The following is a 16477-nucleotide window of genomic DNA, read 5'->3' as shown; positions in this document are numbered from 1 at the left end:
CTAGCAAGATATCTTCATGTGAACTATCATCGGCGCATCATGACTCAATGGACTGAAAATAAAGATGATTCCGGTTAATCCTTCTACGCTTGGCCGCTATGCGGCGCACGTCAGCCTGGTCCATACCATGAAAAGCCACCGCGCGCCGGCGCTTTCGGTCATGATGATCTTTTCGGACCTGCTTATCCGCTCAACCGAAGATTCATATCGTCAACAGGGCTGGACAATTACGCCGCAGAACAGCGGCCTGGTCCTGCGTACCTATGTCGCCATCCATCACGATGGTGGAAAGCTGGAAATAAATCCCAAAGATTATATCGCCCGCTATAACCGCCTCCTTCCCCTCTAACGCCTCAACATCCAGCGAGCCGTGCGGATACGGCTCGCTGGAGAAACCGCAAATAAAAAGATACCATGTGGCGAATATCGGGGCTGCGACGCAAATAAGCGCCATGCTCAATACCCATAGCATCCTCAAGCCGTGCAGCAGATGAATCGAAAATACGCGTTGCTCAACCCCTTGCTTGCCTGATGCCAAACGTCGGGTGATTTACGAGGTATACTCGAAGTTAATAAGCGGTATGAACTTGAATCCGTTGGTCAAATAACCGACGCAACCATCGCTTATATTATCTCCATAAGCAATAAGGTGGTGGTAAATGTTATTTAATATTAATAAGATAGAGCCTTGCTCTATAATCAAAAAGAAACTATGCGCCTGAAATTGTCTTCTCTCCTGGCAGCGGTATCTATGCTGTGCGGGCAAGCTTTTGCCGCGCCCGCGCTGCCTGCGCACGCCGACATTCGCGATAGCGGCTTTGTGTATTGCGTCAGCGGTCAGGTCAACACCTTTAACCCACAAAAAGTCAGCAGCGGCCTGATCGTCGATACCCTGGCCGCCCAGCTCTACGACCGCCTGCTTGATGTCGATCCTTATACCTATCGTCTGGTCCCCGAACTGGCTGAAAGCTGGGAGGTGCTGGACAACGGCGCAACTTACCGCTTCCATCTGCGCAACAACGTGCCTTTCCAGACCACCGCCTGGTTCAAACCGACCCGCAATTTTAATGCCGATGACGTGATTTTCACCTTTGGCCGCATTTTTAATCGCGACCACCCGTGGCACAACGTTAACGGCAGCAGCTTCCCCTATTTCGATAGCTTACAGTTTGCCGACAGCGTGGAAAGCGTGCGGAAGCTGGATAGTCATAGCGTGGAGTTTCGCCTCAAACGCCCGGACGCCTCGTTCCTCTGGCACCTGGCCACCCACTACGCCTCGGTGATGTCGGCAGAGTATGCCGCGAAGCTGGCGCAGAGCGATCGTCAGGAAATGATCGATCGGCAACCGGTCGGCACCGGTCCGTTCCAGCTGGCGGAGTACCGCAGCGGTCAGTACATCCGCCTGCAGCGCCATCCGGCCTACTGGCGCGGTAAACCGCTGATGCCGCAGGTGGTGGTCGATCTCGGCTCCGGCGGCACCGGTCGCTTGTCGAAACTGCTGACCGGCGAGTGCGACGTGCTGGCCTGGCCCGCCGCAAGCCAGCTCTCTATTCTGCGCGATGACCCGCGCCTGCGCCTGACCCTGCGTCCGGGAATGAATATCGCCTGGCTGGCGTTTAACACCGCTAAGCCGCCGCTCGATAACCCGGAGGTACGCCACGCGCTGGCGCTGGCCATCAACAACCAGCGCCTGATGCAGTCGATCTACTACGGCACGGCGGAAACCGCGGCGTCCATGCTGCCTCGCGCTTCATGGGCCTACGATAACGAAGCCAGGATCACCGAATATAACCCCACCGAAGCCCGCGCCCGGCTGAAAGCCCTGGGGCTGGAAAAGCTCACGCTTAAGCTGTGGGTGCCCACCAGCTCGCAGGCCTGGAACCCCAGCCCGCTAAAAACCGCCGAGCTTATCCAGGCGGATATGGCGCAAATTGGCGTGAAGGTGATTATTATGCCGGTCGAAGGCCGTTTTCAGGAGGCCAGATTAATGGATATGAACCACGACCTGACGCTTTCCGGCTGGGCAACGGACAGTAACGATCCGGACAGTTTTTTCCGTCCGCTCTTGAGCTGCGCGGCGATTGCCTCGCAAACCAACTATGCTCACTGGTGTCATCGCGAATTCGACGAGGTGCTGCAAAAGGCGCTCACTTCGCAGCAGCTGGCCTCGCGCATCGAAGCCTATAAAGAGGCGCAGCGCATTCTTGCCGATGAACTACCGGTGCTGCCGCTGGCCTCCTCCCTGCGTTTACAGGCCTATCGTTACGATATGAAAGGCCTGGTGCTGAGCCCGTTTGGCAACGCCTCTTTTGCAGGCGTCTCGCGGGAAAAAGAAGACGAGGTGAAAAAACCATGATTATTTTTACCCTGCGTCGCCTGCTGCTGCTGCTGATTACCCTCTTCCTGCTGACCTTTGTCGGTTTTAGCCTGAGCTACTTTACGCCCCACGCGCCGCTACAGGGCGCCTCCCTGTGGAACGCCTGGCTCTTCTGGTTTGAGGGGGTGCTGCACTGGGATTTCGGCGTTTCCAGCATCAACGGACAGCTGATTTCCGAGCAGCTTAAAGAGGTCTTTCCCGCTACCATGGAGCTCTGTATCCTCGCCTTCGGTTTTGCGCTGGTGATCGGGATCCCCGTCGGTATGCTGGCGGGGATCATGCGCAATAAGTGGCCAGATACCCTGATCAGCGCCCTGGCGCTGCTGGGCTTTTCGATTCCCGTCTTCTGGCTAGCGCTGCTGCTGACCCTGTTCTTCTCCCTCACCCTGGGCTGGTTTCCGGTTTCCGGGCGCTTCGACCTTCTCTATGAAGTGAAATCGGTCACCGGCTTTGCGCTGATCGACGCATGGCTCTCTGATTCGCCGTGGCGTCATGAAATGATCGTCAGCGCGGCGCGGCACATGGTGCTGCCGGTACTGACCCTGGCGGTGGCGCCGACGACGGAAGTGATCCGTCTGATGCGCATCAGCACCAGCGAAGTGTACGACACCAACTATGTCAAAGCCGCCGCCACCCGCGGCGTATCGCGGCGGACAATTTTACACCGCCACGTCCTGCACAACGCCCTACCGCCGGTGATCCCACGCCTGGGGCTGCAGTTCTCCACCATGCTAACGCTGGCGATGATTACCGAAATGGTCTTTAGCTGGCCGGGGCTCGGCCGCTGGCTCATCAACGCCATTCGTCAACAGGACTACGCCGCGATCTCGGCGGGCGTGATGGTCATCGGCGCGCTGGTGATTATTGTGAACGTGATATCCGATATTTTGGGTGCGATGGCAAACCCACTGAAACATAAGGAATGGTATGCCCTACGATAGCACCTACAAAACAAAATTATTTATCAATTAAAAACAATAAATTAAACTTAAAAATTGTGTGACCATCCTGATTTTAATACACAATTTTGTACACATTATTTTTGACGACAGCTCCGACAGTCATCAGTTAGATGGCTGTCGGAGTTCCCTTCCTACGTTTCCTCCACACCTTCTATACTTTCAGTCCGAAGACTGGAGGTAACCATGTGCGGACGATTTGCCCAATCACAGACACGCGAAGAATATCTGGCTTACCTTGCTGAAGAGGCCGAGCTGGATATCGCCTTTGACCCCGAACCGATCGGCTGTTACAACGTCGCACCTGGTACCAAAGTTCTGTTACTGAGCGAACGTAACGAACAGCTGCACCTCGGTCCAGTTCACTGGGGTTACGCTCCAGGGTGGTGGGATAAGCCAGCGCTCATTAACGCTGCGTCGAAACCTCCGCGACAAGTTGGATGTTTCGGTCTCTATAGCAACATGGCTCGCTGTTTGCTATACCGACGACAGGTGTAAGTGAGTAAAATTAACCGGTAGACTTACTCTTTCCCGTTTTAAAAGGTCAAGAAATTATTTACGTATCGTGTGTAAAAAACATTCTATGGTGATGACTTGATACCAAATCCTTCATGAAAATTGCGGACATTTTATCCTTCGTAGTATGTTAAAAAATTTTATAATTTTCTCGAATTTCAGTTCATAAGTCTGCTAATCTCTTTTTAAACACCACAGCGAGAACTGAGATGCTTACAACTATCATTTACCGCAGCCATGCCCATAGTAGCATTTCAAGAACCTCAATCATGGAAATGGTTGAGCTCGCAAATGCACATAACATCAAAAGTGATGTTACAGGGATTTTGGTTTTCAATGGGATTCACTTTCTACAATTGTTGGAAGGACCTCAGCCCCAAGTCAATGAAATTTACAATAAAATCTGTAGCGATACTCGTCACTTTAATATTGTTGAACTCTTGAATGACGTTGCACCTTTCAGGCGATTTGGTAATGCGGGCATGGAATTAATTGATATTGATTTACATAGCCATGAAGACTGCCTGAAAGCAATTCTGAACAGAGGGACTACACAACACCAACTGCTTTATAATGATAGAGCATTGCGTTTTTTTCGGACATTCATAGAGTCCCAACAACAAGAAAAATACTATGAATTGCCGTCAGTTGCAGAATGGCAATTTTCCAGGGAATCTTTACTCCCTGAAAACCCTAGCGTTGTTAGTTCCTTTCTAATAAATCCCGTAGTAGACCCTCTAGCGAGAAAAGTCCATTCGTTCCAGTTCAGTAATCCCAAGACAACTGGTTTAGATGGAATAGATTTATTACAGTATGATTTGGAATCAAAACGACTTGCTCTTCTTGAGGCAGGTAGTTTTCTTCATTCTGGACAAAGGGTTTCTATAAGCCTGTCACCATTTACTATAATCAAGATTAGTGATGCCCCTTGCTCGCTGCTCAAGTATATTCAACAAAGCGGCCTTATTCCTGAGCAAATTATCATTGAGTTTTTAGAAAAGGACCTTTTCGCCAATATTGATGGCTTTTTATATGCAGTGCGAATACTTAAAAGTGCTGGTATAAGCGTTGCCATTAATGACTTTGGGTCAGGACATGCAGGCTTACTCCTCCTAACAAAATTCCAGCCTGAGAAAATTAAGATTCATAGTGAGCTAATTAGAAATATTCACAAAGATGGCGCAAAACAAGCTGTAGTTCAAAGCATAATAAATTGTTGTGATACTCTCGAGATAAGAATATGTGCTACTGGAATCGAGAAAGCTGAAGAATGGATGTGGCTTGAATCAGCAGGTATCACTTACTTTCAGGGAGAGCTTTTTTCAGGATACTCTGCTGATGGCTTGCCATTTGTATGTTGGCCGGACCCTACGGATATCTAGCAATAGCGGAAAGTTGTGATGAATTTAAAGGCGTTTACGGTCGTGAGCTTGAGACAAATAAACGCCTGACTGATTTTGACCACCTATACCCGCGAGTCCAGGACCGTAGCAACACGGGAATAAATGAGGCAAAATGCAAGGGTCAAAAGCCGAAAGGATTTCTACGGATAGCTCAGCGTCAGTAGACCCTTTCACTTGGCACCTGGTTTCCCGCGCGGTAGGTAATGTGAAGAGTCGGGAGCCAGAATTGATTGAGGCTACCAAAAACCTATAGCTTTGATAACGTCCCGCTTGATTAAGGATAGCGTTACATCGCCCCGTTGAACTCACAGTCAGAAGTGGACGCTGCTAACTCTGTACTGCTCAGCGGTGATGGCGTTATGGTGACAGGTAATGCCACTGTCCAGCAGGCAAAAGCGACCAATTCGCCACTCCTGGGGATAAACTGATTGAAGCTCTCGCGCAAAATCACTTATTCTTTTGCGTTGATATAATGTAGGAGATGAGTCATGACAGGCGAAAATCGTGGACGGGGAAGACCGCGAAAGACAGAAAGTACCTATGCAGATACTCGTAATGACTTGATCCGTAGCGGACTTGAACTGCTTACGCAGAATGGTTTTCTTACGACGGGAGTCGATGCCATCGTTAAAAACGCCAATGTTCCTAAAGGCTCATTTTATTACTACTTCAAGAGTAAAGAGGAATATGCACAGACCGTTCTGAATGCCTATAACAGTTTCTTCGAGCATAAACTCAAAAAACATCTACATGAATCATCCTGCACACCAATGGTACGTCTGGATAATTTCATCAATGATGCCTGCGAGGGGATTAAAAAATACAATTTCACCCGCGGCTGCCTGGTTGGAAATATGATGCAGGAGAGTCCGGGGCTTCCACAATCCTTTATTAAATTGCTACAGAATATTCTTGAGAGCTGGCAGGCACTTGTTGCGGCCTGTCTTTCCGACGCGTTATCTTTGGGCGAAATAAGTTCAAATATGAATGAAACACAACTGGCGGCTATTTTCTGGAGTGGCTGGGAAGGTGCCGTAATGCGTGCCAAACTATATTGTTCAACTCAACCTGTATGTGACTTCTGGAGCTATTTCAAAGCTTCAGTACACTATCTGCCCTCTCAGGAAGCCACAGCTGAACAGTAAAAAGGGGCCGCGGCCCCTAAAAAAGTAATAAACCCAAGCTGAGCCTGGTATCCATCTGATTAACTACATTGAATTACTGCCCGGCCACGAATTCCGCCACTCAGTAGTTTTTCGGCCACATTGATGGCTTCACTCAGCGGGTATACTGTAGTGAGGCTATCCAGTCTGGACTCTGGTAAATACTTGACCGCCCGCTGCCAGATCTCCGCTCTTTTTTCTTTCGCAAACATGACACTGTCAATCCCTTTAAGCGTGACGCCACGCAGGATAAACGGAGCCACATTCCCCATCAGCTCCATACCCTGTGCCATGCCGCAGGCCGCTACAATACCACCATACCGCACCCCGGCGCAGGCATTGCAAAGCGTGTGGCTGCCGACTGTATCAATGGCGGCAGCCCAGCGTTCTTTCTGTAACGGTTTTCCAGGGGAGGAAAGCTCGGAACGGTTAATAATCTCCTCTACACCGACCGTTTTATAAAGCCAGGCAGCTTCTTCCGGGCGACCGGTAGACGCAGTCACGCGGTAACCCATCGACGCCAGGATCATGGCCGCAATACTCCCGACACCTCCGCTGGCACCGGTAACAAGTACCGGACCATCTTCAGGCTTAATACCATGACTCAATAATGCGTCGACACACAGCATCGCGGTAAAACCAGCTGTTCCGATTGCCATAACATGTTTGCTGTTTGCGCCAGCCGGGAGCGGCGTCAGCCAGTCGCCATTTACCCGCGCTTTTTCGGAAAGTCCGCCCCAGTGTTTTTCTCCTACCCCCCAGCCGGTCAGAAGAACCTTATCTCCAGTCTGGTAATCTGGATGTGAACTGGCGGACACCGTACCGGAAAAATCAATGCCAGGCACCATTGGAAAGTGCCGGACGATTGGGCCACGGCCCGTGATGGCCAGAGCATCTTTATAGTTGATGGATGAATAGTCAACATTGACCTCCACATCCCCCTGCGGCAGCTCACTTTCAGCGATTTCAGCAAGTTGCGCGCTGTAGCGTTCATCTGCTTTGTTGATTAATAAAGATTTAAACACTATTACCTCGTCTTTCTGGCCGAAGGCCGTTTAGTTATAAAGTAGTCAATTAATAATATTGACCGATCGTCTAATAATCAACACTACTATCCCAGTGTTTTGTCATCACACAAGAATTATCATTCTTTTCATCAGGTTAAATCTGTCTTTTTTGATTAATATCAAGCCAGGTTCGGTTTTAAATTATAATGGCGGCAATGTTAGCGGTCCTGCAAGATACACAGTCGACGCTTCAGGGCGTAGCCTGAGGATGAGATAAAACAAGCAGGCTTAGAGAAGTTGGTCAGCTATTCGCTCACAGCTGACATTAAGCTCTTTAGTTTGACATTCCCGTATCAGAAACGAGGCTTTATCTCTCAGGCTGCACCAGACTATCCATTAGGATGTACTGAGCAGCTTTACGCGCATATTGATCAATCAGAGGTACTAGCCGAGTGAAATGCTCGCTGGCGCAGTGCGCATCAAGTGCCGTATGGTCAGGCCACTCTTCAATGAAAATAAAATGCCCCGGATCCTTTTCATCCCGGTACAAATCATAAGCAATACACAGAGGCTCTTGCTTCGTTGCCGCGATAAGCTCGCGGTATAAAGGGAGAACGGTGTCGACGCACTCAGTTTTGATAAAATCTTCGGCAATAACCTTTAGCATGTGAACTCCTTCATTAAAAATGGCCAGGGCTTTTGAGGGATAGTGCCAGTGTGAATAGCTATTTCATACAAAAGGTCCGCTTCTCGCTCTAAGCGGACTGTAGTAGCAGCATAACCACTACCGTTAATGGCCGAATCATCTAACTTTGAGCAGGTCACGGAACCTCGTTGTATAGCGCGGGGATAGCATTTCTCTCTTCATCTGCCATGCAGTCTGGATCCCCTGCCCTGCAAAATACAGAGTTCCCCGTCCGTCTTTCGCATTGATATGATCGAGAACTTCCATCAGTTTCTCGCTGTTCTGACGTGGTGCGTTATCATCAAACAGATTCAGCTGTGCCACACCCTGGCTGTAGAAATCGCCCAGCATCACCCCTGCTTTCTGATAACGATGTCCGTCTCGCCAGATTGCATCGAAGCATTTAGTCGCCGCGGTGATTATGTCCCGGCTGTCCTGGGTCGGGGTCAGCAGCTTTACTGATGCGCTGTTGCCGTAATATGGCTCGTTGAGCGCAAAGGGGCTGGTTTTGACAAAAGCGGAGATAAACCGGCAATACTGATGCTCGCCGCGAAGTTTCTCGGCTGCGCGCGATGCATAGCTGCATATCGCCTGTCGCATTTCATGATATTCAGTGATGCGGCCACCGAAAGAACGGCTGCACACAATTTCCTGCTTCACCGGCGCGAATTCCTCCAGACCGAGACAAGGCTCCCCGCGTAACTCTCGTACTGTTCGCTCCAGCACCACATTAAAATGCTTCCGGATAAAACGGATATCCGTATCGGCTAACTTAAGCACCGTGTCTATCCCCATAGACTCAAGTTTTTTACTGATGCGGCGCCCAACCCCCCATACTTCATCAACCGGCAATAGAGCCATTAACTTTCTCTGCCGTTCCAGGTTCGACAAATCAACCACGCCTCCGGTCTGCCGCTGCCACTGTTTCGCTGCGTGATTTGCCAGCTTAGCCAGGGTTTTAGTCTGTGCTATGCCGACGCCGACCGTGAGGTGCGTCCGGCGCAGAACCGTCTCGCGAATTTCCCGGCCAAAGTCGGTAAGGTCGCGACAGTTACGAACTCCTGTCAGATCGCAAAATGCCTCATCGATACTGTAAATTTCGCAGCGCGGAGACAGTTCTTCCAGCGTGGTCATCACACGATTGGACATATCGGCATAGAGCTCATAGTTGCTACTAAACGCGATAATGCCGTGCCGGCGAAACATGTCCTTTTGTTTGAAGTACGGCTCCCCCATTTTGACGAAGGGCTTCGCCTCAGCGGAACGAGCAATCACACACCCGTCGTTATTGGAAAGGACGACTACTGGCCGCCCTTTCAGGTCAGGACGAAACACCGTCTCGCACGATGCGTAAAATGAATTCACATCGCAAAGCGCAAACATCTTAGCCCGCTGATTTAATGATGTAAGTAACGACCCCGAACACGTCGAGAGTATCCTCGCTTCCGACAACTATCGGCGAATATGCAGGATTCATTGGGTTAAGCTGAACGCGTGGATGTAGTTGCAACTTCTTAACGGTGAATTCCCCGTCCACAGCGGCAATCACGATATCACCATGAACTGCGGTTCTTGAGCTATCCACGACCAGAAGATCCCCCTCCCCGATCCCGGCGTCCTTCATGCTGTCGCCCGCAGCTTTGACAAAATATGTCGCGCAGGGGTGGTTAACCAGCAGCTCGTTAAGGTCGATGCGTTGCTCAACATAATCCTGCGCAGGACTTGGAAAACCACACTGAACAAGGTCGCTGTACAACGGGATCAGGATGATTTTGCGTAACTCAACGGGCGTGTAGAACTGCATGATAGACTCGCTCACATAAACACTGTTTATATATACAGTAGATTTAGCTCAGCGACATATCAATATAGTTTCCGCCTATCAATTTCCGTCATTGGCGTAACCTATTGATGTAATAAGTACGGTAAGTCTTAAAATGTTTTCAGTGCTTAACTGTTTGATGATTTTGCGAACAGTGCGACGATAAAATTTTGCAGCTATGGCACCGCCTCCATAGCAAATTGCTCATCTGCGGGCTCTTGCATACGGTTACCAGGTAGGGCTCTGAAGTGCCTGATAGCAAAACTTCATTGTTTTGTAAAGATCAGCAACTATTTTTATGTAGTGGTGTCTTATATGTAATCAATAAAACACAGGCTCTTAAATGACTACTTTACTCGTTGCCGCAACACTCTTTACTGTCTCAGGACTCATGATGTTTGGGCTTTTACAACTGTGGGAAGGCATATCAAATAATCACGAAAAGTTTTGATAGCCATTAGGCTTAAAGCTCATCCCGTTACTGGCAGATATTTATAGATAGTCTTCACCCCTACACCTATCACATCGGCTATCTGCTGGCGTGTAGCTCCGTTCTCCAGCATCCGGCGGCAGCGTTCCACAACTTCGGTGGTCATTATCCGGCGGCGGCCACCGATGCGCCCCTGCTCCCTTGCCGCTGCTAAACCGGCGCGGGTACGCTCGACGATCAGCTCTCTTTCCATTTCCGCCAGTGCACTCATGACGTGGAAGAAAAAACGTCCTGCTGGCGTACTGGTATCAATGCTGTCAGTCAGGCTTCGGAAATTTACCCCGCGCGCCTGCAGCTCCGATACCAGAGTGATCAGGTCACGCACGCTTCGCCCCAGCCGATCCAGTTTCCAGACTACCAGCACATCACCCGGTCGCAGCCGCCGCAGCGCACGCTTTAACCCTGGTCGTCTGGCATTCTTTCCGCTGGCCGTATCTTCGAAAACCTGTTCACATTCTGCGCGTAACAGCGCGTTTTTCTGTAAATCGAGGTTTTGATCCCCGGTTGATACCCTCGCATAACCAATCAGCATGATGTAACCCTTTGAAATAGCTGATTGTAAAAAGCTCCAGTCTTTCGCTCAAACCCTCGTTTGCGCGAAGCCTCTTTTTGGAGCAAAAAACATGGCCTTTGATCCGCCACTTGGGAGCACGTCGCCCGCTGTGCTGCTCGACAACGCCACTCGCCTGGACGAACTCGTTAACGGGCCAGCGGGCACCGTTCCCGACCGTGCCGGGCAACCGCTGGACTCCTGGCGCCTGATGCTGCAAACCTTCGCTGCTATTGTCGAAAATACTCGCCAGAACCTGATCCCACTTGGCAAGCAATACCAGAGTGTTGAAAAGGCTCAGGCTGATATTGCCAGTATTCCAGAAGGCGCCACCACCTATGCACGCAGTCCGAATGATTCCGCTCTGGCGATCGAATACCGAAATGTCGCCGGGACACTGACGGCAACCGGGCGCAGAATGCCCTCTCAGGGCTCTGTCGATGCAATTATCCAGTTTATCGATAAGTTTATTGCCACCGGCACCGTCAGCGGTGACTTCTTCCCCTTCTTTGTCGATGGGGCCGGAAACGTGCCTGTGTACTGGGATAATGGTTTTGCGGCTTCCCGTATTGCCACATCGTTGTATCAGATGATCTATGAGGATGTTCATGCGCGGCTGGGGGATGCGCTGAATGCACCAGTGACAGGGGTTTCCCCAGGCTTTTTTCCGTTATTCATGGACCGCGCGGGAAATGTACCGGTGTACTGGAATGGCGGGCTGGATGCGTCGGCAATTGCGACGGGGCTGCTGGAAAAAATATGGGCTTATATCAACGGTATCATCGCCAGCGCGCTTAACCAGAATGTCCCTCTGGTATCCCCTGGCTTTGTACCGGGGATGATGGATGCCGCCGGGAACGTCCCGTTCTGGTTCCATGATGGAAAGCTTGATGCCAGTGGGGTCGGGCCGAACATTCGCGGGGATATGGTCAGCTGGTTTCAGGGGCGGATGTACACCGCCGCCTACAATATCCCGCTCCATACTGATGGCCGGACGCTCTGGCGCTGGAAAGCGAAGAAAGCACAGCTCAAAGCAGGCCTGGCAGTCCGTCCACATTTCATGCTGACGGGGGACAGCTGGACGCAGAATAACGAACTGGCCACAGCTATCGCCGGGCTGCTGCACAATGATTACGGTGATGCGGGTCTGGGCTGGAGAACGGTTAACTACGGGGCCGCGCGCGACGGTTCGGGAATATATCGATCAGAGGGATGGGATTTGTATGACTCGTCACCGACGAGCGGAGCGCCGCTTTATGGCTGTGGTATTGACGGCCAGTCAATCAATACCACAACGAGCACGGCCTATTTCAGGGTGACGAATGTCCGCTGCACTGACTGCCGGATTTACTACCAGGACCTGAACGGTAAGTTTCAGTACGGCTACGACGTTGGCGGGGTCACTCAGTGGACTGAGGTTGTCTGCGGGAATACCGGCGCGACAAAATCGGTGTTGCTGACAGGCATGGCCGACGAGGCCAGGACAATTTACGTCAAAACTGATGGCAATACCGGGCGTGTGGCCATCCACGGTTTTTACCTCTTGCGCGCCGGTGTGGCTGGCTGCGTGATGAGCAAGGCGGGTAACTCCGGGATTCTGGCCGATCAGTTTCTGCTGTTCTCCGACAAAATCTCTGAGTACCTCAGCACGATGCAGCCGGACGTCATTTGTATCGTCATCGGCAACAATGATTACCGTAATTCTGACGGGACACAGGTATTTAAAACCGCATTGCAGACGTACATCGCCGCCTGCCGCGCGGTGTTGCCAGACGTTGGTTTTATCCTGATGGCACCACCCCGCACGAACGGAACGGCGGTAACGCCGCTCGTTAATTTCCGTGACGTAATGCACGACATCTCGCAGACGCTGAATGTCGAGTTCTTCAGCATCTATGACCTGTTTGACACCTGGACAGAAATGAACAGCCTGGGCTGTTTCCTCGATAATCTTCATCCGAATGCTACAGGCAGTAATCTGGTCGCATCATCACTCAATAACGCACTGATTAAAGGCTAATTTATTATGAATACTGTTTATATCCCAAAACTCGGTGATGTCGTGATCCCCGGTACACATCCGAAAAAAGGTCATTTCATGCAGCCAGACCTTCCTGTAACAGCGGGGCTTAAAGGATTGTACATTCAGGGAGGAACAGCAGACCTGAGCATGAGGAATCGCGCCGACAATTCCGCCCCGCTGACAAAAATCGGAACCCCGACAATCCTCTCCGAATTTGGGGCGATTTGTAGTTTTGGAAACTGTTTTGATACCGGGAAGGTCTCAACCAAAAACCAGACGCATATCGTGATCTGTAAGCCGGTAAAGCCGACAGCGGCCACCGAAACGCAGCAGGCATTCATGATGGGGAACTACAGCTATTCCGGCGCACCGGCTGTCTACCGCGGCGACGGGCTTGCATTTCTGTTTTCCGGGCAAAGCCTTTACGGAGCGTTTGTTGAGGATAACGGTGCTACGCCGTTGAACATGATCAACTATTACAGCGCAGCGTACGACAGCGCCAGATGGGCCGCGTTTGTTGAGCTGGTTGACGGTGATAATAATGTGGCGAGGATTGCAGCCCGGCAGGGAGGCGCCCTGAACTGGCAGAACTCCAAAAACCTGACCAGCCGCACAGCTTATACCGACCGTACGATCCGCATCGGGTCGCATCATGCACCAGCTGCTTATCCAGCAGGGGCAAATATTACGATGGGGATGGAGTTGATTTTTGAAACAGCGCTGACTCAGGCTCAGGTCGCTTCAGTCCTAGATAGTGTAAGTGCATATCTTAATTCCGCCTGGGGGATTACAGATCTCTAATAGATGACGGCTATCATAATTGATAGCCGCTAATCACTTATATAACCTGCTCGTAAACCGACATATATGCCTGAGAGCATTGGTTACGCCGCCCACTGCTCTTTATGGAATCATTACGCCTTTTGTATTCATAAAGCCTCTCATGTTGTTTATTTGCTGAGTCATCTCAGCCACAGATAGCGCCTTACTGTACAATGCCAGCCCACCGATCGTTCCGGCTACCCCATTCGTGATTTGACTCCCAGTTGGTGCACCGTTGATAACAATGTTGTTTGAACTCACTGATCGGGATGGCGTGATAGTTGCACTGCTCGTTGCGCCACTACCGCGAACATACTCGATTTTTGTCGCAGAAATGCTCACCGCGAAGGCTGTCCATCCACCAGTAATCCCTCCCATATCCAACAGAGTACTGGTAGGAGACGCCACCCCTGATGCGACAAGGATAACTCCAGTTCCTGATGTTGACTGTGTCAAACGTAGGCCAGTGAACGGAGCCAGTGCCGGTGTTACCATTGAAAGAATGTTTGCTGCTCCTCCGACCGGGGTCGCCGGAATGTTTATCGCTATAACAAATGATAGCGCTGCGGTTTCTGCAACTGGCATGGTTGCAGATGAACCAGTTGGGGTACAAACCATACCTTGCGAATTAAATGCGGCCGCAGTAGTAAGGTTGTTACCAAGGCCACTAAAGTCCATGGCGTTTGCCATAGAATATGTTCCTGTACTGTCCTGTGTATTCATTGTCATGACAGGAAAGGCCAATGGGTAAATTTCATCATAGTTTGTGTTTTCTATTTGAAGTGGCATATTTATAGTCCAGTAGTATCGGTTATTGTGAGAACACCCATTTGTGCGAGAGAAACAGAACCACTTTGCGCTTGTACAATAATTGTCATTTGCGTAATGCCAGACGGAATTACAGACTCAAAATAGTAATAACCCCAATCAGTTGTTAAACGCCAGCCACGAATCCCTCCGAAATAAACATCACCTGCTGAGTCAGTCAGCGAATTGCCAGATTTCGCGTAGCAAGACATCCAGCTTGGTACCGCACCAGTGCCAGATATTTTCACCATGAATCCGAAACCGTATTTCTTGCCTGGTTCAACAGTGACCGTGCGGAAATAACGCGGATATGGTGAAGCGCTGCCGGTAACAGTCCAGACATTACCCTTAATGTTGTTTTCTTGCGTAATGGATATGCCCCCGGCGACATCAGCAGACCAGTCAGAAGGGAGTCCAGCAGATGAGTCGACAAATAACGGATTAGTTAAAATGTTGTTGCTGCTGGCCGGGGTTGTTACTGACTCTGCTTTTTGCGGTGTTGTAGGCGCCTGCCATTCTGCCATTGCGGTGGCTACGGCATTACCCATAGCTTTTGCACCTAGCGGTGTTGGATGCGAAACATCCTGGTTATAACCCGCAATCCATCCGCCAGTCAGCGGATCGGTAGTGGCCGCATGAAGGTCTACAAACGGGAGTCCATACTTCGCTGCATACTGACGACAGAAGTCGTTAATTTTGTAACGTGCCAAATTTTGCGCGTCAGTATTACCGCTTTGTGCTGACATTGAACATACAACAGGAATGATACCTGCGAACCTTAGTTGCCTGAATATATTGGTCATAGCCGGGAGTGTTTCAGACTCAATATCAATCCCTTTCACCACATCGTTACGACCGCACATTACAAGGCAGAAAGACGGTTTTGCTGCGATTGCTTTCGGTACATGAGTGGCTAACACTTGCGCGGCTGTAAACCCAGGTGTTGCTGATGTTCCGACATAACTATATCGTCCATTTGTCATCAACATAGCCCACGTAACCCAACTTTGAGCGTTGGTAAGTGGAGGATATAAAGTACCAGTAGCATTTGGCTGAGAGGATGATATCCCGTATGCGGGTATGGAGTCGCCAATTGTAAACACGTCATTCGGAAGTGCCCCGCGCTGGGTTGTCAACGGAACGCCATGTAAATCAACAGTCCTGCGGTCAGTGCGTAAGCCAAAAGCGATCCGGTAATTCTTACCTCCCCAGCCGTTAACGTAGGCAGAGCCATCTGATGGAATAGTTTGTGTATTCCCCATATCCATAGACTCCGTAACTGTCAGTGCGTTTGCCTTCGTTTTTCCGTAGAGAACCTTGTCGCCATTTAATTCTATAGCCATGGATTGACGTGAATTAATATCAGCCCAGACAAATCTGCCATCCCCGTAATTAACAACTTTGACTCCCGACGTTCTTCTTTCGGTTCCAGAAGCAATTTTATTAACATCATCAACAGATTCTTGCGATGGCATCTTCCTGCCAGTAGCTGTTAGTGTGCCGCCAGTATTCATTACCTCAATAGCAAGCGCGCTGTCATCTGGGCTGCGGTAATACGTGGTCGATCCATCAGGGATATTCGCGATATCCGCTTGCGCCGCTGCCAGCGTCATGTACTGGCGACTAAGTGGGATCAGGTTCTGCCTGACCTCATCATTTTTCGCCATGAATCCGCGCCAGGTATCCAGATCAACGCCCGCGCGATCTGGCACGGTGAGAGCATCCGAATTCACCAGGTTATCCAGGCGCTCGGCGTTATTGAGCAGCACTGCGGGAGACGTGCTCCCCAGCTCCGGGTTAAAGGCCATGTTTTTTTGCTCCAAAAAAGGCGTTCGCGCAAACGAGGGTTTGAG

General features: G+C 50.5%; 15 protein-coding genes and 1 pseudogene. 9 read left to right on the top strand and 7 right to left on the bottom strand.

Annotation, left to right across the window (positions count from 1 at the left end; translation table 11 throughout):
* Nucleotides 1-64 precede the first annotated feature (64 nt).
* From BWI76_RS12425 to BWI76_RS12400, 6 genes are all read left to right on the top strand, one after another.
* Nucleotides 65-349, top strand: a complete 285-nt coding sequence (locus BWI76_RS12425; RefSeq protein ID WP_004139305.1) for a hypothetical protein — start codon at nt 65-67, stop codon at nt 347-349.
* 363 nt (nt 350-712) lie between these two features.
* Entirely contained in the window at nt 713-2356 is a 1644-nt protein-coding gene (sapA, locus tag BWI76_RS12420) for an ABC transporter substrate-binding protein SapA (protein ID WP_004139307.1), read from the top strand.
* Nucleotides 2353-3318, top strand: coding sequence for a putrescine export ABC transporter permease SapB (gene sapB / locus BWI76_RS12415; protein ID WP_004121215.1), 966 nt, complete (start codon nt 2353-2355; stop codon nt 3316-3318). The genes sapA and sapB overlap by 4 nt, the downstream gene beginning before the upstream one ends.
* Nucleotides 3319-3522: 204 nt before the next feature.
* Nucleotides 3523-3834, top strand: a complete 312-nt coding sequence (locus BWI76_RS12410) for an SOS response-associated peptidase family protein (protein ID WP_004139309.1) — start codon at nt 3523-3525, stop codon at nt 3832-3834.
* A 227-nt stretch (nt 3835-4061) separates the two neighbouring features.
* Complete coding sequence (locus tag BWI76_RS12405) at nt 4062-5234, top strand: diguanylate phosphodiesterase (RefSeq protein WP_064371712.1); 1173 nt, start codon at nt 4062-4064, stop codon at nt 5232-5234.
* A gap of 509 nt (nt 5235-5743) precedes the next feature.
* Entirely contained in the window at nt 5744-6400 is a 657-nt protein-coding gene (locus BWI76_RS12400; RefSeq protein WP_004139312.1) for a TetR/AcrR family transcriptional regulator, read from the top strand.
* A gap of 59 nt (nt 6401-6459) precedes the next feature.
* Here BWI76_RS12400 and BWI76_RS12395 read toward each other — a convergent pair whose 3' ends face one another.
* From BWI76_RS12395 to BWI76_RS12380, 4 genes are all read right to left on the bottom strand, one after another.
* Nucleotides 6460-7443 (bottom strand): MDR family oxidoreductase, encoded by a 984-nt coding sequence (locus BWI76_RS12395; RefSeq protein ID WP_004139314.1) that lies wholly within the window; start codon nt 7441-7443, stop codon nt 6460-6462.
* 349 nt (nt 7444-7792) lie between these two features.
* Entirely contained in the window at nt 7793-8092 is a 300-nt protein-coding gene (locus tag BWI76_RS12390; RefSeq protein WP_004139317.1) for a putative quinol monooxygenase, read from the bottom strand.
* A 135-nt stretch (nt 8093-8227) separates the two neighbouring features.
* On the bottom strand, nt 8228-9493 hold the full coding sequence (locus BWI76_RS12385; protein ID WP_004139318.1) for a Y-family DNA polymerase: 1266 nt from the start codon (nt 9491-9493) through the stop codon (nt 8228-8230).
* 1 nt (nt 9494) lies between these two features.
* On the bottom strand, nt 9495-9914 hold the full coding sequence (locus tag BWI76_RS12380) for a translesion error-prone DNA polymerase V autoproteolytic subunit (RefSeq protein WP_004139320.1): 420 nt from the start codon (nt 9912-9914) through the stop codon (nt 9495-9497).
* Nucleotides 9915-10275: 361 nt separating this feature from the next.
* Here BWI76_RS12380 and BWI76_RS28775 point away from each other — a divergent pair, with 361 nt between their 5' ends.
* A complete protein-coding gene (locus BWI76_RS28775; RefSeq protein WP_350066352.1) occupies nt 10276-10383 on the top strand; it encodes a YnaM/YnfT family protein in 108 nt (35 codons plus the stop codon).
* Between the two features lie 19 nt (nt 10384-10402).
* On the opposite strand, the gene BWI76_RS12375 is transcribed toward BWI76_RS28775, so the two are convergent.
* Nucleotides 10403-10954, bottom strand: coding sequence for a recombinase family protein (locus BWI76_RS12375; protein WP_004139322.1), 552 nt, complete (start codon nt 10952-10954; stop codon nt 10403-10405).
* A 91-nt stretch (nt 10955-11045) separates the two neighbouring features.
* Between BWI76_RS12375 and BWI76_RS12370 the strand changes: the two genes are divergently transcribed.
* Nucleotides 11046-12992, top strand: coding sequence for an SGNH/GDSL hydrolase family protein (locus BWI76_RS12370; RefSeq protein WP_004139324.1), 1947 nt, complete (start codon nt 11046-11048; stop codon nt 12990-12992).
* Between the two features lie 6 nt (nt 12993-12998).
* Nucleotides 12999-13796 (top strand): hypothetical protein, encoded by a 798-nt coding sequence (locus BWI76_RS12365; protein WP_004139326.1) that lies wholly within the window; start codon nt 12999-13001, stop codon nt 13794-13796.
* Nucleotides 13797-13898: 102 nt separating this feature from the next.
* Here the strand turns inward: BWI76_RS12365 and BWI76_RS12360 are convergent, their stop codons facing one another.
* Nucleotides 13899-14606 (bottom strand): LamG domain-containing protein, encoded by a 708-nt coding sequence (locus BWI76_RS12360; protein WP_145977450.1) that lies wholly within the window; start codon nt 14604-14606, stop codon nt 13899-13901.
* 563 nt (nt 14607-15169) lie between these two features.
* Nucleotides 15170-16432 (bottom strand): annotated as a pseudogene (locus BWI76_RS28320) (SGNH/GDSL hydrolase family protein); the annotation flags it as partial.
* Nucleotides 16433-16477: the final 45 nt, after the last annotated feature.

Source organism: Klebsiella sp. M5al (assembly GCF_002090195.1).
Classification (GTDB): Bacteria; Pseudomonadota; Gammaproteobacteria; order Enterobacterales; family Enterobacteriaceae; genus Klebsiella; species Klebsiella grimontii.
This window is presented reverse-complemented; position numbering and strand designations above follow the sequence as displayed.

Excerpts from the sequence above, each read along its gene's own strand:
- BWI76_RS12360 (WP_145977450.1), bottom strand. The coding sequence starts at position 14,606 with ATGCCACTTCAAATAGAAAACACAAACTATGATGAAATTTACCCATTG.
- BWI76_RS12425 (WP_004139305.1), top strand. The coding sequence starts at position 65 with ATGATTCCGGTTAATCCTTCTACGCTTGGCCGCTATGCGGCGCACGTC.
- sapA (WP_004139307.1), top strand. The coding sequence starts at position 713 with ATGCGCCTGAAATTGTCTTCTCTCCTGGCAGCGGTATCTATGCTGTGC.
- BWI76_RS12410 (WP_004139309.1), top strand. The coding sequence starts at position 3,523 with ATGTGCGGACGATTTGCCCAATCACAGACACGCGAAGAATATCTGGCT.
- BWI76_RS12380 (WP_004139320.1), bottom strand. The coding sequence starts at position 9,914 with ATGCAGTTCTACACGCCCGTTGAGTTACGCAAAATCATCCTGATCCCG.
- BWI76_RS12365 (WP_004139326.1), top strand. The coding sequence starts at position 12,999 with ATGAATACTGTTTATATCCCAAAACTCGGTGATGTCGTGATCCCCGGT.
- BWI76_RS12385 (WP_004139318.1), bottom strand. The coding sequence starts at position 9,493 with ATGTTTGCGCTTTGCGATGTGAATTCATTTTACGCATCGTGCGAGACG.
- BWI76_RS12370 (WP_004139324.1), top strand. The coding sequence starts at position 11,046 with ATGGCCTTTGATCCGCCACTTGGGAGCACGTCGCCCGCTGTGCTGCTC.
- BWI76_RS12400 (WP_004139312.1), top strand. The coding sequence starts at position 5,744 with ATGACAGGCGAAAATCGTGGACGGGGAAGACCGCGAAAGACAGAAAGT.
- sapB (WP_004121215.1), top strand. The coding sequence starts at position 2,353 with ATGATTATTTTTACCCTGCGTCGCCTGCTGCTGCTGCTGATTACCCTC.
- BWI76_RS12390 (WP_004139317.1), bottom strand. The coding sequence starts at position 8,092 with ATGCTAAAGGTTATTGCCGAAGATTTTATCAAAACTGAGTGCGTCGAC.
- BWI76_RS12405 (WP_064371712.1), top strand. The coding sequence starts at position 4,062 with ATGCTTACAACTATCATTTACCGCAGCCATGCCCATAGTAGCATTTCA.
- BWI76_RS28775 (WP_350066352.1), top strand. The coding sequence starts at position 10,276 with ATGACTACTTTACTCGTTGCCGCAACACTCTTTACTGTCTCAGGACTC.
- BWI76_RS12375 (WP_004139322.1), bottom strand. The coding sequence starts at position 10,954 with ATGCTGATTGGTTATGCGAGGGTATCAACCGGGGATCAAAACCTCGAT.